16 protein-coding genes, 4 tRNA genes and 1 pseudogene are annotated in these 19981 nt (G+C 59.6%); 19 read left to right on the top strand and 2 right to left on the bottom strand.

Translation table 11 applies throughout. The features are described 5' to 3' along the window. Positions 1–18 precede the first annotated feature (18 nt). The 15 genes from asd to C4J88_RS17685 all read left to right on the top strand — a co-directional run bounded on the left by asd (position 19) and on the right by C4J88_RS17685 (position 14867). Positions 19–1131 (top strand): aspartate-semialdehyde dehydrogenase, encoded by a 1113-nt coding sequence (asd, locus tag C4J88_RS17755; RefSeq protein WP_124363600.1) that lies wholly within the window; start codon positions 19–21, stop codon positions 1129–1131. 340 nt (positions 1132–1471) lie between these two features. Further along, on the top strand, positions 1472–2482 hold the full coding sequence (locus C4J88_RS17750; protein ID WP_124407704.1) for an aspartate-semialdehyde dehydrogenase: 1011 nt from the start codon (positions 1472–1474) through the stop codon (positions 2480–2482). A 161-nt stretch (positions 2483–2643) separates the two neighbouring features. Next, a complete protein-coding gene (locus tag C4J88_RS17745; RefSeq protein WP_124407703.1) occupies positions 2644–5169 on the top strand; it encodes a FimV/HubP family polar landmark protein in 2526 nt (841 codons plus the stop codon). Between the two features lie 166 nt (positions 5170–5335). Further along, positions 5336–6160: a tRNA pseudouridine(38-40) synthase TruA gene (gene truA / locus C4J88_RS17740; RefSeq protein ID WP_124368998.1), complete on the top strand. Its 825-nt coding sequence runs from the start codon at positions 5336–5338 to the stop codon at positions 6158–6160. Positions 6161–6224: 64 nt separating this feature from the next. Continuing rightward, the gene (locus C4J88_RS17735; protein WP_124407702.1) at positions 6225–6857 is read left to right on the top strand and encodes a phosphoribosylanthranilate isomerase; all 633 of its coding nucleotides are present in this window, start codon (positions 6225–6227) and stop codon (positions 6855–6857) included. Positions 6858–7102: 245 nt separating this feature from the next. Further along, on the top strand, positions 7103–8023 hold the full coding sequence (gene accD, locus C4J88_RS17730) for an acetyl-CoA carboxylase, carboxyltransferase subunit beta (protein ID WP_124367671.1): 921 nt from the start codon (positions 7103–7105) through the stop codon (positions 8021–8023). Beyond that, positions 8020–9327, top strand: coding sequence for a bifunctional tetrahydrofolate synthase/dihydrofolate synthase (folC, locus tag C4J88_RS17725; protein WP_124407701.1), 1308 nt, complete (start codon positions 8020–8022; stop codon positions 9325–9327). Before accD ends, folC begins: the two co-directional genes overlap by 4 nt. Beyond that, positions 9311–9970 carry an SPOR domain-containing protein gene (locus C4J88_RS17720; RefSeq protein ID WP_124407700.1) on the top strand — a complete coding sequence of 220 codons (660 nt, stop codon included), beginning with the start codon at positions 9311–9313 and terminating at the stop codon, positions 9968–9970. Before folC ends, C4J88_RS17720 begins: the two co-directional genes overlap by 17 nt. A gap of 247 nt (positions 9971–10217) precedes the next feature. Beyond that, positions 10218–10775, top strand: coding sequence for a CvpA family protein (locus C4J88_RS17715; protein ID WP_003192538.1), 558 nt, complete (start codon positions 10218–10220; stop codon positions 10773–10775). Positions 10776–10815: 40 nt separating this feature from the next. Next, on the top strand, positions 10816–12321 hold the full coding sequence (purF, locus tag C4J88_RS17710) for an amidophosphoribosyltransferase (protein WP_124363594.1): 1506 nt from the start codon (positions 10816–10818) through the stop codon (positions 12319–12321). Between the two features lie 66 nt (positions 12322–12387). After that, positions 12388–13599: an O-succinylhomoserine sulfhydrylase gene (locus C4J88_RS17705; protein WP_124363593.1), complete on the top strand. Its 1212-nt coding sequence runs from the start codon at positions 12388–12390 to the stop codon at positions 13597–13599. A gap of 11 nt (positions 13600–13610) precedes the next feature. Beyond that, positions 13611–14375, top strand: a complete 765-nt coding sequence (locus C4J88_RS17700; protein ID WP_124367667.1) for an SDR family oxidoreductase — start codon at positions 13611–13613, stop codon at positions 14373–14375. 100 nt (positions 14376–14475) lie between these two features. Continuing rightward, positions 14476–14551: transfer RNA gene (locus C4J88_RS17695), tRNA-Val, on the top strand. Between the two features lie 56 nt (positions 14552–14607). Next, positions 14608–14684: transfer RNA gene (locus C4J88_RS17690), tRNA-Asp, on the top strand. A 106-nt stretch (positions 14685–14790) separates the two neighbouring features. Continuing rightward, a tRNA-Asp gene (locus C4J88_RS17685) sits at positions 14791–14867 on the top strand. 157 nt (positions 14868–15024) lie between these two features. Here C4J88_RS17685 and C4J88_RS17680 read toward each other — a convergent pair. Continuing rightward, positions 15025–16308: an FAD-binding oxidoreductase gene (locus C4J88_RS17680; RefSeq protein ID WP_124407699.1), complete on the bottom strand. Its 1284-nt coding sequence runs from the start codon at positions 16306–16308 to the stop codon at positions 15025–15027. A 184-nt stretch (positions 16309–16492) separates the two neighbouring features. Between C4J88_RS17680 and C4J88_RS17675 the strand changes: the two genes are divergently transcribed. The 3 genes and pseudogenes from C4J88_RS17675 to C4J88_RS27515 all read left to right on the top strand — a co-directional run bounded on the left by C4J88_RS17675 (position 16493) and on the right by C4J88_RS27515 (position 17368). After that, positions 16493–16569: transfer RNA gene (locus tag C4J88_RS17675), tRNA-Val, on the top strand. A 531-nt stretch (positions 16570–17100) separates the two neighbouring features. Next, positions 17101–17262 (top strand): annotated as a pseudogene (locus tag C4J88_RS27815) (group II intron reverse transcriptase/maturase); the annotation flags it as partial. Continuing rightward, on the top strand, positions 17231–17368 hold the full coding sequence (locus tag C4J88_RS27515; protein ID WP_177412918.1) for a hypothetical protein: 138 nt from the start codon (positions 17231–17233) through the stop codon (positions 17366–17368). The pseudogene C4J88_RS27815 and the gene C4J88_RS27515, both read left to right, overlap by 32 nt. Positions 17369–17846: 478 nt before the next feature. Here the strand turns inward: C4J88_RS27515 and C4J88_RS17660 are convergent, their stop codons facing one another. Continuing rightward, complete coding sequence (locus tag C4J88_RS17660) at positions 17847–19013, bottom strand: histidinol-phosphate transaminase (RefSeq protein ID WP_124407698.1); 1167 nt, start codon at positions 19011–19013, stop codon at positions 17847–17849. 416 nt (positions 19014–19429) lie between these two features. Here C4J88_RS17660 and C4J88_RS17655 point away from each other — a divergent pair, with 416 nt between their 5' ends. Beyond that, on the top strand, positions 19430–19915 hold the full coding sequence (locus tag C4J88_RS17655) for a hypothetical protein (protein WP_124407697.1): 486 nt from the start codon (positions 19430–19432) through the stop codon (positions 19913–19915). Positions 19916–19981 lie beyond the last annotated feature (66 nt).

The raw sequence follows: 19981 nt of genomic DNA, 5'->3' as shown, positions 1-19981 counted from the left end.
TAACAAGGTGTAGTTGCGATGAAACGTGTAGGTCTGATCGGTTGGCGCGGTATGGTCGGTTCCGTGCTCATGCAGCGGATGCTGGAAGAGCAGGATTTCGATCTTATCGAGCCGGTGTTTTTCACCACTTCGAACGTAGGTGGCCAAGGGCCGTCCGTGGGCAAGGATATTGCCCCGCTCAAAGACGCCTATAGCATTGAAGAGCTGAAGACCCTCGATGTGATCCTGACGTGCCAGGGCGGCGACTACACCAGCGAAGTCTTCCCCAAGCTGCGCGAAGCCGGCTGGCAGGGCTACTGGATCGACGCCGCGTCGAGCCTGCGCATGCAGGACGATGCAGTGATCATCCTCGACCCGGTCAACCGCAAGGTCATCGACCAGCAACTGGATGCCGGCACTCGGAACTACGTCGGCGGCAATTGCACCGTCAGCCTGATGCTGATGGGCCTGGGTGGCTTGTTCGAAGCCGGCCTGGTCGAGTGGATGAGCGCCATGACCTACCAGGCGGCCTCCGGCGCCGGTGCACAGAACATGCGTGAGCTGATCAAGCAGATGGGCGCAACCCACGCAGCGGTGGCTGATCAATTGGCCGACCCGGCCAGTGCGATCCTCGATATCGACCGCCGCGTGGCCGAAGCCATGCGCAGCGACGCCTATCCGACCGAGAACTTCGGCGTGCCGTTGGCCGGTAGCCTGATCCCGTGGATCGACAAGGAACTGCCGAACGGCCAGAGCCGCGAAGAGTGGAAGGCCCAGGCCGAGACCAACAAGATCCTCGGGCGCTTCAAGAACCCGATCCCGGTGGACGGCATCTGCGTACGCATTGGCGCCATGCGCTGCCATAGCCAGGCGTTGACCATCAAGCTGAACAAAGATGTGCCGATTGCCGATATCGAAGGGCTGATCAGCCAGCACAATCCCTGGGTCAAGCTGGTGCCGAACAACCGTGAGATCAGCATGCAGGAGCTGAGCCCAACCAAGGTCACCGGCACCCTGAATGTACCGGTGGGCCGCCTGCGCAAGCTGAACATGGGCAGCCAGTTCCTCGGCGCGTTCACCGTGGGCGACCAGCTGTTGTGGGGCGCGGCTGAGCCGTTGCGTCGCATGCTGCGGATTCTGCTGGAGCGTTGATCGCTTGATGCAATAAGAGAAACCCGCAGCCTGGTGACAGGCGCGGGTTTTTTGTTGGGCTTTCGGACTTGCCCTAATGCCAGTCAGTTAAGCGTACACCACCGTCTGTAGGAGCGAGCTTGCTCGCGAAAAACTCACAGGCACCGCGTTTATTCAGGAAGCACGCGTTATCGTTGACGTTTTTCGCGAGCAAGCTCGCTCCTACAAAAGCCTTAACTGACTTGCATTAGGGCTTGCCCCCGATAGGGCCCTCAGCCACACCACAAGCCCCCAGGCTAATTGCCTCACCCCCAACCACCCGGTAAAGTGCCGCTCCCCCCGCAATGCCCGAGGCAGCCCCATGACCCAGACCTTTGAAATCGCCGTGATCGGCGCCACCGGTACCGTTGGCGAAACCCTGGTGCAGATTCTCGAAGAGCTGGACTTCCCGGTAGGCACCCTGTATTTGCTGGCCGGCAACAACTCCGCCGGTGCATCGGTACCGTTCCGGGGCAAGAACGTGCGGGTCAAGGAAGTCGATGAATTCGACTTCAGCAAGGCGCAGTTGGCCTTTTTCGCGGCCGGCCCGGCGGTAACCCTGAGCTTCGCCCCACGTGCCATCGCTGCCGGTTGCTCGGTGATCGACTTGTCTGGCGCATTGCCTGCCGAACAGGCGCCGCCCGTGGTGCCGGAAGCCAACGCCCATGTGCTCAAGGGCTTGAAAAAACCCTTTCAAATCGCCAGCCCGAGCCCGTCCGCAACCAACCTGGCGGTGCTGCTGGCGCCGTTGCGCGGTCTGCTGGATATCCAACGCGTGAGTGTCACCGCCAACCTGGCCGTGTCGGCCCTGGGCCGCGAAGCCGTCAGCGAGTTGGCCCGCCAGACAGCCGAGCTGTTGAATGTACGCCCATTGGAGCCGACCTTCTTTGATCGGCAAGTAGCCTTCAACCTGCTGGCACAAGTCGGCACGCCAGACGCCCAAGGTCATACAGCCCTGGAGAAACGTCTCGTACATGAACTGCGGGCCGTGCTGGAAACTCCGTTGCTGAAGATTTCCGCAACCTGCGTTCAAGCCCCGGTGTTTTTTGGCGATAGCCTGACTGTGTCGCTGCAGTTGGGGGCGCCGGCCGATCTGGCTGAGGTGAACCGTGTACTGGATGCGGCGCCGGGTATCGAGCTGGTCGAGGCGGGCGACTACCCAACGGCAGTAGGCGATGCGGTGGGTCAGGACGTTGTTTATGTAGGGCGAGTGCGCGCAGGTGTGGACGACCCGGCGGAACTAAATGTGTGGCTGACGTCAGATAACGTACGCAAAGGCGCTGCGCTCAATGCCGTGCAGCTGGCGCGGTTGTTGATAAAAGACCTTGCGTAAAAGATACTTGGCGCCAATTTGTAGATTGATTCTCACCAAGCGCTATGCTTGGCCAAAAGCGGAACACAAGCGCGTCGGTGACCTATCGGCTCGCCATGCCTTATGGCAGCGGTTACCAACCTTCTCGAAAGCCGGGGAGTGTTCAGACAAAGGATGAGGCTATGGTTCAAGTTCGCAAACTGGTGTTAGCAATAGCGGCCGCCTCGGCGCTGTCCTCCGGTATGGCGCAGGCGCTGCAACTCGGGGAGATGACCCTCAAGTCGAAGTTGAACCAGCCGCTGTCGGTGGAAATCGAGTTGCTCGACGTCGGCGGGCTTACGGCGTCCGAGATCACCCCGAGCCTGGCCTCGTCCCAGGCGTTCGTCGATGCCGGTGTCGATCGCCAGGCCTTTCTCGACGACCTCACCTTCACACCGGTGGTCAATCCCAACGGCCGCAGCGTGGTGCGTGTCACCTCCAGCAAACCGTTGCCTGATTCCTATGTGCGCTTCCTGTTGCAGGTGCAGTGGCCGAACGGCCGACTCATGCGTGACTACAGCGTGCTGCTCGATCCCGCCAAATTCGACCAATCCACACCGGCTGCCAGTGCGCCAGCGCCGCGCTTGAGTGCGCCGGCCAGTACCGCGACCGCCGTCAGCAAGCCAGCGCAACATACCACCACTGCTCGCGATACTTTGTGGGAAATTGCCGAGAAAAACCGCAATGGTGGCTCTGTGCAGCAGACGATGCTGGCCATTCAGGCGCTCAACCCGAATGCGTTTATCGACGGCAACATCAACCGCCTGAAAACCGGCCAGGTCCTGCGCCTGCCGGACACCGTGCAAAGCACCGCGCTGGGGCAACCGCAAGCGATCGCCGAAGTGACGGCGCAGAACGCTGCCTGGCGTCAGGGCCGCCGCACCGCCGCCCAGCAAGTGGCGGGTAAGGCCCAGCTGGATGCTACCAAGCGCACCGAGACTGGCAATGCACCGTCGAGCACCAGCGCCAAGGACAACTTGAGCCTGGTGTCGGCCGAGTCCGCCAAAAAAGGTGCAGCAGGCAAGGCCGGTGATAGCCGTGCGTTGAGCGACAAGCTGGCGATGACCCAAGAGCAACTAGACACCACCCGTCGCGACAATGAAGAGCTCAAAAGCCGCGCGGCAGATCTGCAAAGCCAGTTGGACAAGCTGCAAAAGCTGATTCAACTGAAGAATGATCAGTTGGCCCGTCTGCAGGCCGAGAAGGGTGATGCGGCTGTGCCCGCAGCGGCGGCAGCGGCGGCAGCGCCTGCGCAGTTGGCCGGTGAACCGGCGCCAGCCCCGGCAGCCCCGGTAGCGACCCCTGCTCCCGAGCCGACCAAACCGGTTGCCGCGCCTGCAACCACCGAAGGCAAATTCAATGAGCTTCTGACTAACCCTGTGGTGCTCGGTGTGCTCGGTGGCGCGGCCGTGATTCTGGCGCTGTTGCTCCTGCTGCTGTGGGTGCGCCATCGCAACGCCCGTCTTGAAGAAGAAAAGCACCTGCGCATGGCGCGCGCGCTGGCTGAAGAGCCGGAGTTCACGTCGAATATCGATCGCGACCTGCCACCCGACAGTTTCGAAGGCCTGGAAGTACCGCCGCCGAGCGTCACGCGGGCACCCGCGCCTGCACCCGTTCCGGTGGTTGAGCCAGTTGTGCCTACCGTCGCCTCCGTGCTGGCACCGCTGGCGGCCGCCGTCGCCCCGACCTCCAGTGACGCGTTGTCCCAAGCCCAGTCCCATATCGACCGGGGCCACCTGAACCAGGCGGCTGATGTGCTTGAGCAAGCGATCAAGCAGGAGCCCAAGCGCAGTGACCTGCGTTTGAAGCTGATGGAAGTCTACGGCCTGCAGAATGACAAGAACGGTTTTGTCAGCCAGGAGCGTCAGTTGGTGGCCACGGGTGAAAACCACGCCCAGGTCGAGCAGCTCAAAGGTCGCTTCCCGGCCATGGCGGTGGTGGCAGCAGGTGTGAGCGCCGCAGTGGCCGCCGCCGCCCTGGACGCCCAGTACGTCAAGGACCTGCTGGAAGACAAGCCGGCTGCGCCGCAGCCAGAGTCTCTGGATACCGATTTTGACCTGAGCCTGGACGACCTGGAGGCGGCATCGCCGGCAGAGGTCAAGGGCGATCAGTCATTCGAGGCGCTTCTTGAGCAGCAGACCGCAGCCAACGCCAGCGCAGATGACCTGTCGGACTTCGACCTGGATCTGCAATTGGATGCACCGGCGTCCGCGCAGTCCGATGACGACTTCCTGTCCGGGCTCGAAGAACAGATGAAGGACGTACCCGCCGCCGAGCCGCCGACCTTGACCCCGGCAGCGCTGGATGACTTTGATTTGCCGGAAGATTTCGACCTCTCCCTGGCGGACGAGCCCGAATCGACGGCCAAGCCGGATGCCTTCGCTTCGGAACTGGACGACGTCAACGCCGAGTTGGACCGCCTGTCCCAGAGCCTGGAGCATCCCTCCATCGAGCCGACCTTCACCGCTGAAGATGCAGCGCTCGGTGACGACGAGCCCGAGTTCGATTTCCTGTCGGGCTCCGATGAAGTCGCCACCAAGCTGGACCTGGCCCAGGCGTATATCGACATGGGCGACGCCGATGGCGCCAAGGACATCCTTTCCGAAGTGCTGACCGAGGGCAACGAGACCCAGCGTGGCGAGGCCAAGGAAATGCTCGGCCGAATCTGAAGGCTGATACGCGCCCAACGGGCAGAGGGCTTGCTCCCTGCCACCGTTGGCGCGGCGCCCCCCAACAAAAGCGCCCGTCGCGCAGCCGGCGCCTTTATAATCCCCGTCTTCGCGCAACTCATCAGGCTCTCAGTTCTTGGCAAATATAGATAACGCGGCCGCCGAAATGGCGGCCGCAGGCTTTCACCGCATCGCCCTCGGCGTGGAATACAAAGGCTCGCGCTATCGCGGCTGGCAGCGCCAGGCCTCCGGTGTGCTGACGGTGCAGGAAACCCTGGAAAACGCTCTGTCGAAAGTCGCTGACTCGCCGGTCTCGCTGATGTGTGCCGGGCGCACCGACGCCGGCGTGCACGCCTGCGGCCAGGTGGTGCATTTCGACACCCAGGCCGAACGCTCGATGAAAGCGTGGGTGATGGGCGCCAATATCAATCTGCCCCATGACGTCAGCGTCACCTGGGCCAAGGTGATGCCCGCGCATTTTCACGCGCGCTTCAAGGCCATCGCCCGACGCTACCGCTACGTGATCTACAACGATCAGATCCGCCCGGCGCACCTGAATCAGGAAATCACCTGGAACCACCGCCCGCTGGATGCCGAACGCATGGCCGAGGCTGCGCAGCATCTGGTGGGTGTGCATGATTTCAGCGCGTTCCGTGCCGGCCAATGCCAGGCCAAGTCGCCGATCAAGGAAGTCCACCATCTGCGCGTGACCCGGCATGGCAAGATGATTGTGCTGGATATACGTGCCGGGGCGTTCCTGCACCATATGGTGCGCAATATTGCGGGCGTACTGATGACCATTGGCACCGGCGAGCGTCCGGTGGAATGGGCCAGGGAAGTGCTGCAAAGCCGCATTCGCCGTACCGGTGGGGTGACGGCGCATCCGTTCGGCTTGTATCTGGTGGATGTGGAGTACCGCGACGAGTTCGAGCTGCCGGAGCGTTTTATCGGGCCACACTTCCTCACAGGTTTCAGTGAACTTGGCGGCTGACGCCTGGAAAAGCTTTTGTTACCATCCGGGACTTTCTCGGTTCAATCCCTGAGGTTTCTACGATATGTCAGCCGTTCGCAGCAAGATTTGCGGGATTACCCGCATCGAAGACGCGTTGGCGGCGGTCGAGGCGGGGGCGGATGCCATTGGCCTGGTGTTTTATGCCAAGAGTCCGCGGGCGGTGAATGTGTTGCAGGCGCGGGCCATCATCGCCGCACTGCCACCGTTCGTGACCACCGTGGGTTTGTTCGTTAACGCCAGCCGTTGTGAACTCAATGAAACCGTGGATGCCGTGCCGCTGGACATGCTGCAGTTTCATGGCGATGAAAACCCGGACGAGTGCGAAAGTTATCAGCGCCCCTATATCAAGGCGTTGCGCGTCAAGGCCGGCGATGACATCGCCGCCGTCTGTGCCGCCTATGCGGGCGCGCGCGGGATTCTGCTGGATACCTACGTCGAAGGTGTTCCCGGCGGTACGGGAGAAGCCTTCGACTGGTCGCTGATCCCGGAGGGCTTGAGCAAGCCGGTCATCCTCGCCGGTGGGCTCAACCCGATGAATGTCGGCGCGGCCATCGAGCAGGTCCGGCCGTATGCGGTGGATGTCAGTGGCGGGGTGGAGCAGGGCAAGGGCATCAAGGATCACCACAAGATTCGCGCATTCCTGCAGGCCGTGCGCAACAGCAGCGGTGCGATGTGACGGCTGGCAGTCTGCCGCCGTCCATAACTACCACTGTGTAAAACAGCACCGGCGCCGCCTGCGGGAGGCCCGGAAACGAAGTGGCAACCCTGCGCTGGCAGGTTGTCTGGAAGGCTGAGGATGCAGGCGGGAAATGGCTGGTCGAACCTCTGACCCCGTCCCGCCGGCCTCATCGCCACATATGAATTTAGCTCAAGGGCATACGCGGGGCTGTGTTCAAGCCATCGGTACTGGAGAAAGAAAGCATGAGCAACTGGTTAGTAGACAAACTGATCCCTTCGATCATGCGTTCCGAGGTGAAGAAAAGCTCGGTTCCTGAAGGTCTGTGGCACAAGTGCCCATCCTGCGACGCGGTGCTGTACCGCCCGGAGCTGGAAAAGACCTTGGACGTTTGCCCCAAGTGCAACCACCACATGCGTATTGGCGCACGCGCCCGTATCGACATCTTCCTCGACGCCGACGGCCGCAACGAGCTGGGCGCTGACCTGGAGCCGGTCGACCGCCTCAAGTTCCGCGACAGCAAGAAGTACAAGGACCGTCTGGTCGGTGCGCAGAAGCAGACCGGCGAGAAAGACGCGCTGATCTCCATCAGCGGCAAGCTGCTGGGGATGCCGGTGGTGGTTTCGGCGTTCGAGTTCTCCTTCATGGGCGGCTCCATGGGTGCCATCGTCGGCGAGCGTTTCGTGCGCGCCGCCAACTATGCCCTGGAAAACCGCTGCCCGATGATCTGCTTCGCCGCCTCCGGTGGCGCGCGTATGCAGGAAGCGCTGATTTCCCTGATGCAAATGGCCAAGACCTCGGCGGTATTGGCGCGTCTGCGCGAAGAAGGCATTCCGTTCATCTCGGTACTGACCGACCCGGTCTACGGCGGTGTTTCCGCCAGCCTGGCGATGCTTGGCGATGTGATCGTCGGTGAGCCAAAAGCCCTGATCGGCTTTGCCGGCCCACGCGTCATCGAGCAGACCGTGCGTGAAAAACTGCCGGAAGGTTTCCAGCGCAGCGAGTTCCTGCTGGAACACGGTGCCATCGACCTGATCATCCCGCGCGGTGAGCTGCGCCCACGCCTGGGTAACCTGCTGGCGCAAATGATGGGCCTGCCGACGCCTGTCTACGTCGCGCCCAAGGTCGAGCCGATCGTCGTGCCACCGGTGCCAGCAAACCTATGACCCAACGTACCCTCGGCGAATGGCTCGCCTACCTTGAGCAGTTGCATCCGTCCGCCATCGACATGGGCCTGGAGCGCTCGCAACAGGTAGCGGCCCGCCTTGGGTTGGGGCGGCCGGCACCGCGTGTGATCACGGTCACCGGCACCAACGGCAAAGGCTCCACCTGTGCCTTTGTTGCGGCGCTGCTGCAGGCCCAAGGGCTGAACCTCGGCGTGTACAGTTCGCCGCACCTGCTGCGCTACAACGAGCGGGTGCAGCTCAATGGCCGCGAAGCGAGCGACGAGCAGCTCTGCGAAGCCTTCGCCGCCCTCGATGCAGGGCGTGGCGAGATTTCCCTGACCTATTTCGAAATGGGCACCCTGGCGGCGTTGTGGCTGTTCGAGCGTGCGCAACTCGATGTCGTCGTCTTGGAAGTGGGCCTTGGCGGGCGTCTGGATACGGTCAACGTGGTGGATGCGGACATGGCGCTGGTCACCAGCATCGGCGTCGACCATGTCGATTACCTGGGTGACACCCGTGAATCCGTAGCATACGAAAAGGCCGGGATCTTTCGCCAGGGCAAGCCTGCATTGTGCGGCGATCTTGACCCTCCGCAACCCTTGCTGGACAAGGTGCTTGAGCTCGACTGCCCGTTCTTCCTGCGCGGGCGCGACTTCAATCTGGAGATCGGCGATCAGCATTGGCAATGGTCCGGGCGCGATGCGCGGGGCCAGCCGGTAGCGTTGCGCGATTTGCCGCTGCTGAACCTGCCGATGGAGAATGCCGCGCTGGCGCTGCAAGCCTATCTGCTACTGGATCTGCCGTGGAATGCCGGGCAAATAGCCGCAACCCTGCTGGCAACACGCATAGTAGGGCGTCTGGATCGACGTGCCGTGGAGTGGCAGGGCAAGCGCCTGAACCTGCTGCTGGATGTGGGCCATAACCCTCACGCTGCTGAGTATCTGGCGCAGCGCTTGGCGCAAACGCCGCCGTCCGGCCGCCGCCTGGCGGTGTTTGGCCTGCTGGCCGACAAGGATCTCGACGGCGTGCTTGCGCCGTTGCTGAGCGGGGTTCAGTCCTGGGCCGTTGCGCCGCTGGATACGCCACGTAGCCGTCCGGCAGTTGAGCTGGAAACTGCCTTGCAGAACCTTGGTGCGTCGGTGACGTCGTATGCAAGCATCACCGCGGCCCTCGAGGCGCAGTGTGCGGTAGCGACGGCCGAGGACGAGATTCTGTTGTTCGGATCATTTTATTGTGTTGCCGAGGCGCTCGAATGGCTGGCCCGGCGCTCCACGGAGGAAGCTGCACATGGCATTACTGGATAGCGCATACAAGCAGCGAATGGTCGGAGCCCTGGTGTTGGTGGCGTTGGCGGTGATTTTCTTGCCGATGCTGTTTTCCCGTCAGGACGAACAGCGCCAGGTGGTCGTCGAGGCTCCGGCTGCGCCCCAGGCGCCGGTGGTTCCTCAGGTCCAGGTCGAGCCGGTGGTGGTGCCTGAGCCGCAGGCGTTGCCTGAAGAGGAGCCGGTGCCGAGCGACGAAGAGGTCGCCGCTCAACAGGCGCCGTCCATGCCGGTGCAGCCAAGCGTGCCGGTGGTCAAGCCGGCACCCGCTGCGGCTGTTGCCGCCAAGCCGGCGACGCCAGCGCCTGCGCCCAAACCTGTAGCGCCACAGCCTGCCGCGCCGGGCAAGCCGGACGTAGGCCAGAGCCGTATCGACCCGAATGGCTTGCCGATCAGTTGGTCGATCCAAGTGGCCAGCCTGGGCAACCGCGAAGGTGCCGACGCTTTGCAGAAAAAGCTGCGCGCTCAGGGTTACAACGCCTACATCCGTAGCGCCGATGGCAAGAACCGCGTGTTTATCGGGCCGCTGATCGAGCGCGCCGAAGCCGACCGCCTGCGGGATTTACTGGACCGTCAGCAGAACCTGAAAGGTTTCGTAACCCGCTTCCAGCCTGAGCGCGGCTGATTCCGAAACTTGAAAATGCAGTCGAGTGTGGGAGGGGGCTTGCCCCCGATAGCGGTGGGTCAGTCAGTACATCTGACACTGAACCACCGCCATCGGGAGCAAGCCCCCTCCCACATTGTTTTCAGCGGTCTTGAAATACTGTTCGCACTGCCCAATCTATTGATTTGCAAGGCACCCGCAATCACCGCTTACCGATAGCCCGGCGCTCTGCTAAAATGCGCCGCCTTATCCGTACGTAGGCTGCACTGTGCCATTTACCTGGGTTGATTGGGCGATCGTTGCAATCGTCGCCATCTCCGCTTTGATCAGTCTGAGCCGCGGCTTCGTAAAAGAAGCACTGTCGTTGCTGACCTGGATCATCGCAGGAGTCGTAGCCTGGATGTTCGGTGGTTCACTGTCGGTCTACCTGGCCGGGTACATAGAGACACCCTCGGCTCGCGTCATCGCGGGCTGCGCCATCATGTTCATCGCCACGCTGCTGGTGGGGGCAATGGTCAATTATCTTATTGGCGAGTTGATACGTGTCACCGGCCTTTCCGGGACCGATCGATTTCTCGGCATGGCCTTCGGCGCCGCGCGTGGCGCGTTGCTGGTGGTCGTGGCGGTCGGGCTGTTGAGCCTGGGGCCGGTACAGCAGGATTCGTGGTGGCAGGAGTCGGTGCTCGTGCCAAAATTTCTATTGGTTGCAGATTGGTCCAAGAACCTCATATTGGGGTGGAGCAGTCAGTGGCTGGCCAGCGGAATCAGCGTACCCGCTGATCTTCCGTTCAAGGAACACCTCTTGCCGGCCAAAACGCCTCAGTAAGAGTGTTCAGTCAAGATCCATTAAGTAGGGGTTGCGTCGCATGTGTGGCATCGTCGGTATCGTCGGTAAGTCGAACGTCAATCAGGCGCTGTATGACGCGCTAACCGTCCTCCAGCACCGCGGCCAGGACGCTGCCGGTATTGTGACCAGCCACGACGGCCGGTTATTCCTGCGCAAGGACAATGGCCTGGTGCGCGACGTGTTCCATCAGCGTCACATGCAGCGCCTGGTCGGTCACATGGGCATTGGCCATGTGCGTTACCCGACCGCTGGTAGCTCGACCTCGGCCGAAGCTCAGCCGTTCTACGTCAACTCGCCTTACGGCATTACCCTGGCGCACAACGGTAACCTGACCAACGTTGAACAGCTGGCCAAGGAGATTTACGAATCTGACCTGCGCCACGTCAACACCAGCTCCGACTCGGAAGTGCTGCTCAACGTGTTCGCTCACGAGCTGGCCCAGCGCGGCAAGCTGCAGCCGACCGAAGAAGACGTGTTTGCTGCCGTGATCGACGTGCATAACCGTTGCGTGGGCGGCTATGCCGTGGTGGCGATGATCACCGGTTATGGCATCGTCGGTTTCCGCGATCCGCACGGCATCCGCCCGATCGTGTTCGGCCAGCGTCATACCGACGAAGGCGTCGAGTACATGATCGCCTCCGAGAGCGTGTCCCTGGATGTACTGGGCTTCACGTTGATTCGCGACCTGGCACCGGGCGAAGCGGTGTACATCACCGAAGACGGCAAGCTGCACACCCGTCAGTGCGCCGTTGCGCCGAAACTCACCCCGTGCATATTCGAACATGTCTACCTGGCGCGTCCGGATTCGATCATCGACGGCGTTTCGGTGTACAAGGCGCGCCTGCGCATGGGCGAGAAGCTGGCCGAGAAGATCCTGCGCGAGCGTCCCGAGCACGACATCGACGTGGTCATCCCGATCCCGGACACCAGCCGTACCGCCGCGCTGGAGCTGGCCAACCACCTGGGCGTCAAGTTCCGCGAAGGCTTCGTCAAGAACCGCTACATCGGCCGTACCTTCATCATGCCCGGCCAGGCGGCGCGCAAGAAGTCGGTGCGCCAGAAGCTCAACGCCATCGAGCTGGAATTTCGTGGCAAGAACGTGATGCTGGTGGATGACTCGATCGTGCGCGGCACCACGTGCAAGCAGATCATCCAGATGGCCCGTGAAGCCGGTGCGAAGAACGTGTATTTCTGTTCTGCCGCGCCTGCCGTGCGTTACCCGAACGTGTACGGTATCGACATGCCGAGCGCCCACGAACTGATCGCCCACAATCGTTCGACCCAGGACGTGGCCGACCTGATCGGCGCTGACTGGTTGATCTACCAGGACCTGCCTGACCTGATCGAAGCGGTCGGCGGCGGCAAGATCAAGATCGACCAGTTCGACTGCGCCGTGTTCGACGGCAAGTACGTGACCGGCGACGTCGATGAGGCCTACCTGAACAAGATCGAGCAGGCGCGCAACGACTCGTCGAAGATCAAGACCCAGGCGGTCAGCGCGATCATCGATCTGTACAACAACTGAGTGAACACCGGCCCTGAGGGGCCGGTTTTGTATCTTAAATAAAGAATTCGAGTAAGGAGTCGCAGCATGAGTCAGGAATGGGATGCCGGTCGTTTGGACAGCGACCTCGATGGCGTAGCTTTCGATACCCTGGCTGTGCGCGCCGGCCAGCACCGTACCCCGGAAGGGGAGCACGGTGATCCGATGTTCTTCACCTCCAGTTATGTATTCCGCACGGCGGCCGACGCTGCTGCGCGTTTTGCCGGTGAAGTGCCGGGCAACGTCTACTCGCGCTATACCAACCCGACCGTGCGTGCGTTCGAAGAGCGTATCGCCGCCCTGGAAGGTGCTGAGCAGGCGGTGGCCACGGCGACTGGCATGGCCGCGATCCTGGCGGTGGTGATGAGCCTGTGCAGTGCTGGCGACCATGTGCTGGTATCGCGCAGCGTGTTCGGTTCGACCATCAGCCTGTTCGAGAAGTATTTCAAGCGCTTCGGTATCGAAGTGGACTACGTGCCCCTGGCGGATCTGTCCGGTTGGGAGGCGGCGATCAAGGCCAATACCAAGCTGCTGTTCGTTGAGTCGCCGTCCAACCCGCTGGCTGAACTGGTGGATATCGCCGCGCTGGCCGAAGTGGCGCACGCCAAGGGCGCGATGCTGGTTGTCGACAACTGCTTCTGCACCCCGGCTCTGCAACAGCCGTTGAAGTTGGGCGCGGACATCGTGGTGCATTCGGCCACCAAGTTCATCGACGGCCAGGGCCGTTGCATGGGCGGTGTGGTAGCCGGTCGCAGCGAGCAGATGAAGGAAGTGGTGGGCTTCCTGCGCACCGCCGGGCCGACCCTGAGCCCGTTCAACGCGTGGATTTTCCTCAAGGGCCTGGAAACCCTCAGCCTGCGCATGAAAGCCCATTGCGCCAACGCCCAGGCGCTGGCCGAGTGGCTGGAGCAGCAGGACGGAATCGAGAAAGTGCATTACGCCGGCCTCAAGAGCCACCCGCAGCACGCATTGGCGCAACGCCAGCAGCGCGGGTTCGGCGCGGTAGTGAGTTTCGAAGTGAAGGGTGGCAAAGAGGGCGCCTGGCGCTTTATCGATGCCACGCGCCTGATCTCGATCACCGCTAACCTGGGTGACAGCAAAACCACCATCACGCACCCGAGCACCACCTCCCATGGGCGCCTGGCGCCGCAGGAGCGTGAAGCGGCAGGCATCCGTGACAGCCTGATTCGCATCGCGGTCGGGCTGGAGGATGTGGCTGACTTGCAGGCCGACCTGGCCCGCGGGCTGGCGGCCTTGTGATCGAGTGGTCCATGGAGGCCGCGACGGCCAGTAACGGGCGCGTGGCGCTGGTGACCGGCGCAGCGCGGGGCATTGGCCTGGGGATCGCGGCGTGGCTGATCAGCGAAGGCTGGCAGGTGGTGTTGACCGACCTGGACCGCGAGCGCGGTTCCAAGGTGTCCAAGGTGCTGGGCGAGAATGCCTGGTTTATCAGCATGGACGTGGCCGACGAGAAGCAAGTGGCCCAAGGTGTCGCTGAGGTATTGGGGCAATTTGGGCGCCTGGATGCGTTGGTGTGCAATGCGGCGGTGGCCGATCCGCGCAATATCACCCTGGAAAGCCTCGACCTGGCGTACTGGAACCGCGTACTGGCGGTGAACCTCAGTGGGCCGATGCTGCTGGCCAAGCACTGTGCGCCGTACCTGCGCGCTCACGGTGGCGCTATCGTCAACCTGGCCTCGACACGGGCCCGCCAATCGGAGCCGGACACCGAAGCGTACGCGGCAAGCAAGGGTGGCCTGCTGGCGCTGACACACGCGCTGGCGATGAGCTTGGGCCCGGAAGTGCGGGTCAATGCGGTCAGCCCTGGCTGGATCGATGCGCGTGATCCTGCTGCGCGGCGTGCCGAGCCGCTCACCGATGCCGATCACGCTCAGCATCCGGCGGGCCGGGTAGGCACGGTGGAGGACGTAGCAGCCATGGTGGCGTGGTTACTGTCGCGCCAGGCCGGGTTTGTCACCGGGCAGGAGTTCGTGGTGGACGGTGGCATGAGCAAGAAGATGATTTACAGCGAGTAGGGCGGTCTTGAAGCTTTTTTGTCTTTTTCAGAAAAACTTCAAGCGGGCTATTGACTTAGGTCCGCTACCTGCGTAAATTTCGCGGCCTCAACGAAGCAAAGGGTGATTAGCTCAGCTGGGAGAGCATCTGCCTTACAAGCAGAGGGTCGGCGGTTCGATCCCGTCATCACCCACCACTTCTTGAGAGTTTTGCCCTTGTGGCAAGACGCAACGTTAAAGGTTGCACCGACGCGCAGCGGTAGTTCAGTCGGTTAGAATACCGGCCTGTCACGCCGGGGGTCGCGGGTTCGAGTCCCGTCCGCTGCGCCATATTTTCCAGGTCCGATGTGTCGGGCTTGAGATTGAACAGCAAAAGCTGATCAGTCAGATGTTTAAAGGTGATTGAGGGTTTTAGTCTCAGTCAGCCAAGCGATACGCAGCGGTAGTTCAGTCGGTTAGAATACCGGCCTGTCACGCCGGGGGTCGCGGGTTCGAGTCCCGTCCGCTGCGCCATATCTGCCTCAAGGCCCACTGAACGCCTTGAAGCACAAAGAAAGCCATTGGCTGACTTTGATCCGATAGCAAAGACCCTGGTCGAAAGACCGGGGTTTTTTGTGTCTGAGATTTGGCTTTCTAGGCAAGGAGCCGGCGAGCCGGCTCCCGTTATACGTCAAAAGCCCAGCTTATCCCGCAGCCCGTAATACCACGCACCCATTGCGGCAAAAGGCGTGCGCAGGAGCTGGCCACCCGGGAACGGATAGTGGGGCAGGTCGGCAAACGCATCAAAGCGTTCAGCCTGGCCTCTCAGGGCTTCGGCCAATACCTTGCCCGCCAGGTGTGTGTAGGTCACGCCATGGCCGCTGCAGCCCTGTGAGTAATAGATGTTGTCGCCGAGGCGGCCAACCTGAGGCAAGCGCGACAGGGTCAGCAGGAAATTGCCGGTCCAGGCGTAGTCGATCTTTACGTCCTTGAGCTGCGGGAAAGCCTTGAGCATTTTCGGCCGGATGATCGCTTCGATATTCGCCGGGTCGCGCGCGCCATACACCACGCCACCGCCGAAGATCAGGCGCTTGTCGCTGGTGAGGCGGTAATAATCGAGCAGGTAGTTACAGTCTTCGACACAGTAGTCCTGCGGCAGCAACGTCCTGGCCAATTCATCGCCCAAGGGGGCGGTAGTGATCACTTGGGTGCCGCACGGCATTGATTTCGCCGCCAGCTCCGGCACCAGGTTGCCCAGGTAGGCATTCCCCGCGACGATGATGAACTTGGCCCTGACTTTACCTTCGGCGGTATGCACCACCGGATTGGCGCCACGCTCAATGCGCACCGCTGCCGATTGCTCATAGATTGTGCCACCGAGGGACTCAACGGCTGCCGCCTCACCCAAGGCCAGGTTGAGCGGGTGGATATGCCCGCCGCTCATGTCCAGCAGGCCGCCTACATAGTTGTCACAAGCCACTACTTCGCGGATACGGCGCTCGTCCAGCAGTTCCAGTTGCGTATGGCCGTAGCGCTCCCACAGGCGCTTCTGCGATTCCAGGTGGTCCATGTGCTTGCTGTTGAGGGCGGCGAACACACCGCCGTCCTTCAAGTCGCACTGGATTTGATACTTGGCCACGCGCTCACGAATGATCCTGCCGCCCTCGAATGCCATCTCACCCAGCAACTGCGCTTGCTTGGGCCCGACGCTGCGTTCGATGACATCGATGTCGCGGCTGTAGCTATTGACGATCTGCCCGCCATTGCGGCCGGACGCACCAAAACCTACCTTGGCGGCTTCCAGCACCGTCACGCGAAAGCCGTTCTCGAGCAGAAACAGCGCGCTGGACAGGCCGGTATAACCGGCGCCGATCACACAGACATCGGTTTCGATCTCACCTTGCAGCACCGGGCGCGGCGCAACCGCGTTCGCGGAGGCGGCGTAATAGGACTGGGGGTAGGGGGTGTTCGCCATCCTGAAACCTCTGTTTTATATTTTTTACGAGTGCGGCGATCCTACCTGAGTTGAAAATTGCCTGCCAGCCACCCGTAAATCGCGGGCGTGTCGCCCGCGAATAAAAAATTCGCATATTCATAGGCTTAGCTGCAAAAAAGATGTTGACACACCTACGGAATTCCGTAGAATGCCGCCTCACAGCAGGCACGTAGCTCAGTTGGTTAGAGCACCACCTTGACATGGTGGGGGTCGTTGGTTCGAGTCCAATCGCGCCTACCAAACAAAATCCGCTCTGCTGGGCGGTCTAGAAGGGCTCACCGAAAGGTGGGCCCTTTTTTGTTGGTGTGCCAGGCATGGCGCGTTAGCGCAAGCGCAACCAGCTTCGCTGTGGTGGCCTTGTTGGTGGCTTGGAGGTGAAAGTCCTCACATACCCGGCAAGGCGAAGTTTTAGCCAGAGGCAAGGGTGTCGTGGGTGACTGCGAATCTGAAGGAGGCCCGAGGCAAATGCTGGCCTGACGAACAGGAAGCGGATTAGGCGGCGTAGTGGGGTAAGGCGGCGCAAATCGTCAAAGCCCAATACTTGCACGGAACGCTACGACGTAGATTCGACAGGCATAAGCAGGAAGGTCGCGCGAATACCCTGGGAGATTTGTATGTTTACCAATGTGTTACCGAGCGTCAAGAGGCGGCGGGGTGAACGTGTAGAAGTCAGTTGAAGTCGTAGTAATCACCGAAACCGGGTGAATGAAGGCTTGACCAAGTTGTGCCGCAGTAGGCGTCAGAGTCTCGTCGAATCTTGAAACGCAGAATATTCGCCAAGAGAAGACTGTTACCCCAAGTTCCGGACGGTATCCGGGGATGACGGCTGGCAGGGCACAAACATCGACGGCGTCTGCGACGTGGACGAGCGCGGAGCAGGACACGCTGATGGGGCGGGTGCTTGCACCGGCCAACCTGCGGCGTGCGTATCAATGATTGGCTGGTGTCACTGGTGGAGGCCGGCTTGGAAGGTTTGCATTGCTATCAACGGCGCTTTTGGGAAGCCATGTTCCCGAAACTGGACGGCGAGCAGGGCTGAATTTTGCCGGCTAGGCCAAAAAGCTGACGGGCGTTGCGACTATCAGTGTCGGCTCTGTGGGGTGTCCGGTGACTTCCTCGAGGCTTTCAGCGGCGAAAGCGCCCAACCGACGGCTATCGACAACTTGGCGCGGCGATTGGAGAAAGAGGAGTTCGACTTTATCACTGTCGGGCGAGTACTGCTGAGTGACGCGCAGTGAGTGCAGAAGATCAAATCAGGCAGCTTGGCTGACCTGAAGCCCTTTAACGTACAGGATATAGCCGAACTGAAGTGAATGTTGCACGTCTTGCAAGTGCAACGCTTTGAATGCTGGCGGGCTCACCGAAGGTGAGTCCTTTTTTATGAGTGAAAAGCTTGGCGGATGCAAATCCGCCTCCTGCACGGTCCCACTCTTCTGACCCCTCATTCAGCCGCTAACGTCCAGCGCGCTTACTGGCTTTCATGTTGCCAGGCTTTCACACAGTAAGGGTCTCCTATCTTATCGGTCACTCCATTGCCCACGCGGCTCATTTTCGATGGGGTGACAAATGTCTTCGCTCAGTTGGCTCAGTTGGCTCAGCTGAAGATTAGAATAAACCACATCCCTAAAGTAATTGAATGATTCTGCACTCATCAGTGACAATCTTACACAGCGTTTGAAGGGGGAGTTTTGATCGAATGTGCGAATATAAATGTTGTGGCTTTTTAGCATCTTTACCAGTTGATCCCTTTCTCGAATTGATGGGAATTCAATCAGTAAAAAATTACCCTTACCATTATAAAATTTAGGTTGAATGTTGAAGGTGGTTGATAAAAGGTTGATGGTTTTTTCACGTATATCATTGACTTCATTGACATAGTTTTGCATATGAGCCATATCTTTCAACGCCGCAATAGCTGATACTTGCGCAAACATTGAAACGCTTTTCGTGTTTCGAACGAGCGATAATGATTCGTTCAGGTTAGGGTGGCAAAGACTATAGCCGAATCGGATGGATGCTAATCCAAACGCTTTGGAGAGCGTGCGGCAAACAATCAGATTTTCTTGATAATTAATGTGCTCTGCGATTGTCAATTCTTTACAGAATTCGATATAAGCCTCGTCCACGACAAACAACGTAGCAGGGTTCGCAGTAATTAGGTGTACGAGTTGTTGTGGCGGAATAAATTCGCCGGTTGGGTTGTTAGGGTTACAGATGTAAGCTAGTTTGGCGCTTCCAAGCGATAGAGGTTGTCCATTTGATTTAAACATGTCGTTGAAATCAATGTTGATGACCGTCGCCCCCGACACTTCGCAGATGAGCCTGAAGTTGTCATAGGTTGGACCAAAGATGGCAACCGTGTCTCCGTTCTCTATGAAAGCTCGAATAATGCACTCGTGCAGCGCGTCCGAACCGGAAAAATAATTAAGCGAGTCAGGTGGGCATTTTGAGTATTCGGCTAATGTGTGTATGAGTTCTTGGTTCCGCACATTTGGATAATACCGTAAGCGACCTGATTGAATAAACTCCATGAGCGCTATCCCGACCATCGGCGAGGGTTCTTGCGAAGATTCATTCCAGTCTAATTTCAAGGTTGTCGTCGCGTGCGGAGTCGACCATATTTCCTGGCTGGCCGGCAGGTAGGGCTGGATGCACTTTAATTGTTTTAATGTAAACCTGGACATGGCTCAATGCTCCAAACTGCTTTTTTCAGTGAGAGATTTAACAGCAATTCATTCATGCGATATGCGCGTAAGTTCAAAGATGAAGTGTCAGGGCTAAGCAACCGGTTCAGTACGGAGCCGGGCGAGTTGTTATTTATTAAAACGACCGTTTGAGTATTTGTTCACAGTGTATCCCTAGGTGCTTATTAATTAAGGCGCCTTATGACCTTTATCATTTTTCAAACTATAATAATCTCAAACAGTCGTCAAGTGGGTAGCGGGGCGCAGCATTGCCGGACTAATAACAACATCACGACATCCAGAAATTGACACCGTTTCAATCCAAGATAAAAAAAGGGTTGTGTTCAGTTTTTTTTATGTTTTATATTCTGGCAGATTTGAATAAGAATACGAAAGCGGTCTTAAGGATGAGACAGATGAGAGTTTCCGGCTCCGAATACATCGGCAAATCCCAGCATATCCGCCATCAGCGCTATCCCGCCCAGATGCATCGGGCTGTGATCTTGAGCGGAATATCGTGGCGTATTAAAACGTTCCGTTCTAGGGGTCTGGACGGACGAAAGCGTCATCCGCTCCACACTTTACAGTGCGTGAAACTCCTGCTGAGTGTGTTCCCAGGTTGCTTGACGCTAAGCTCAACCATTCAAAAAATTAATATGGATTTGGACTTCCAGGCTCCGCTGGAGAAGTATGAATCCAAAATCACGCAACCGTTTTGCTTGGCCGCACTGCAATGTGATTGCATGAACGCGTACCTGCGCAAACTGATGAAAAAGCATCACTCAATTGAGTACTGCGTTTACTCAGCTATCCTACCGGGTGCGTTGTCGGGCGTTGTTGAGGCTGAGCAACGTTGCGTGACTTGCGCCTTAAATCCAGTAAGAGCATTCGTTGGGGTGTAATGAGTAAACACCCTTCAAGCGTTGCCTTTTACCCCAGAGAGTTTTGATATACCGCACCTTGTAGCA

Origin of the sequence: Pseudomonas sp. R4-39-08 (assembly GCF_003852275.1) — a bacterium.
In the GTDB taxonomy this organism is placed as follows: domain Bacteria; phylum Pseudomonadota; class Gammaproteobacteria; order Pseudomonadales; family Pseudomonadaceae; genus Aquipseudomonas.
This window is presented reverse-complemented; position numbering and strand designations above follow the sequence as displayed.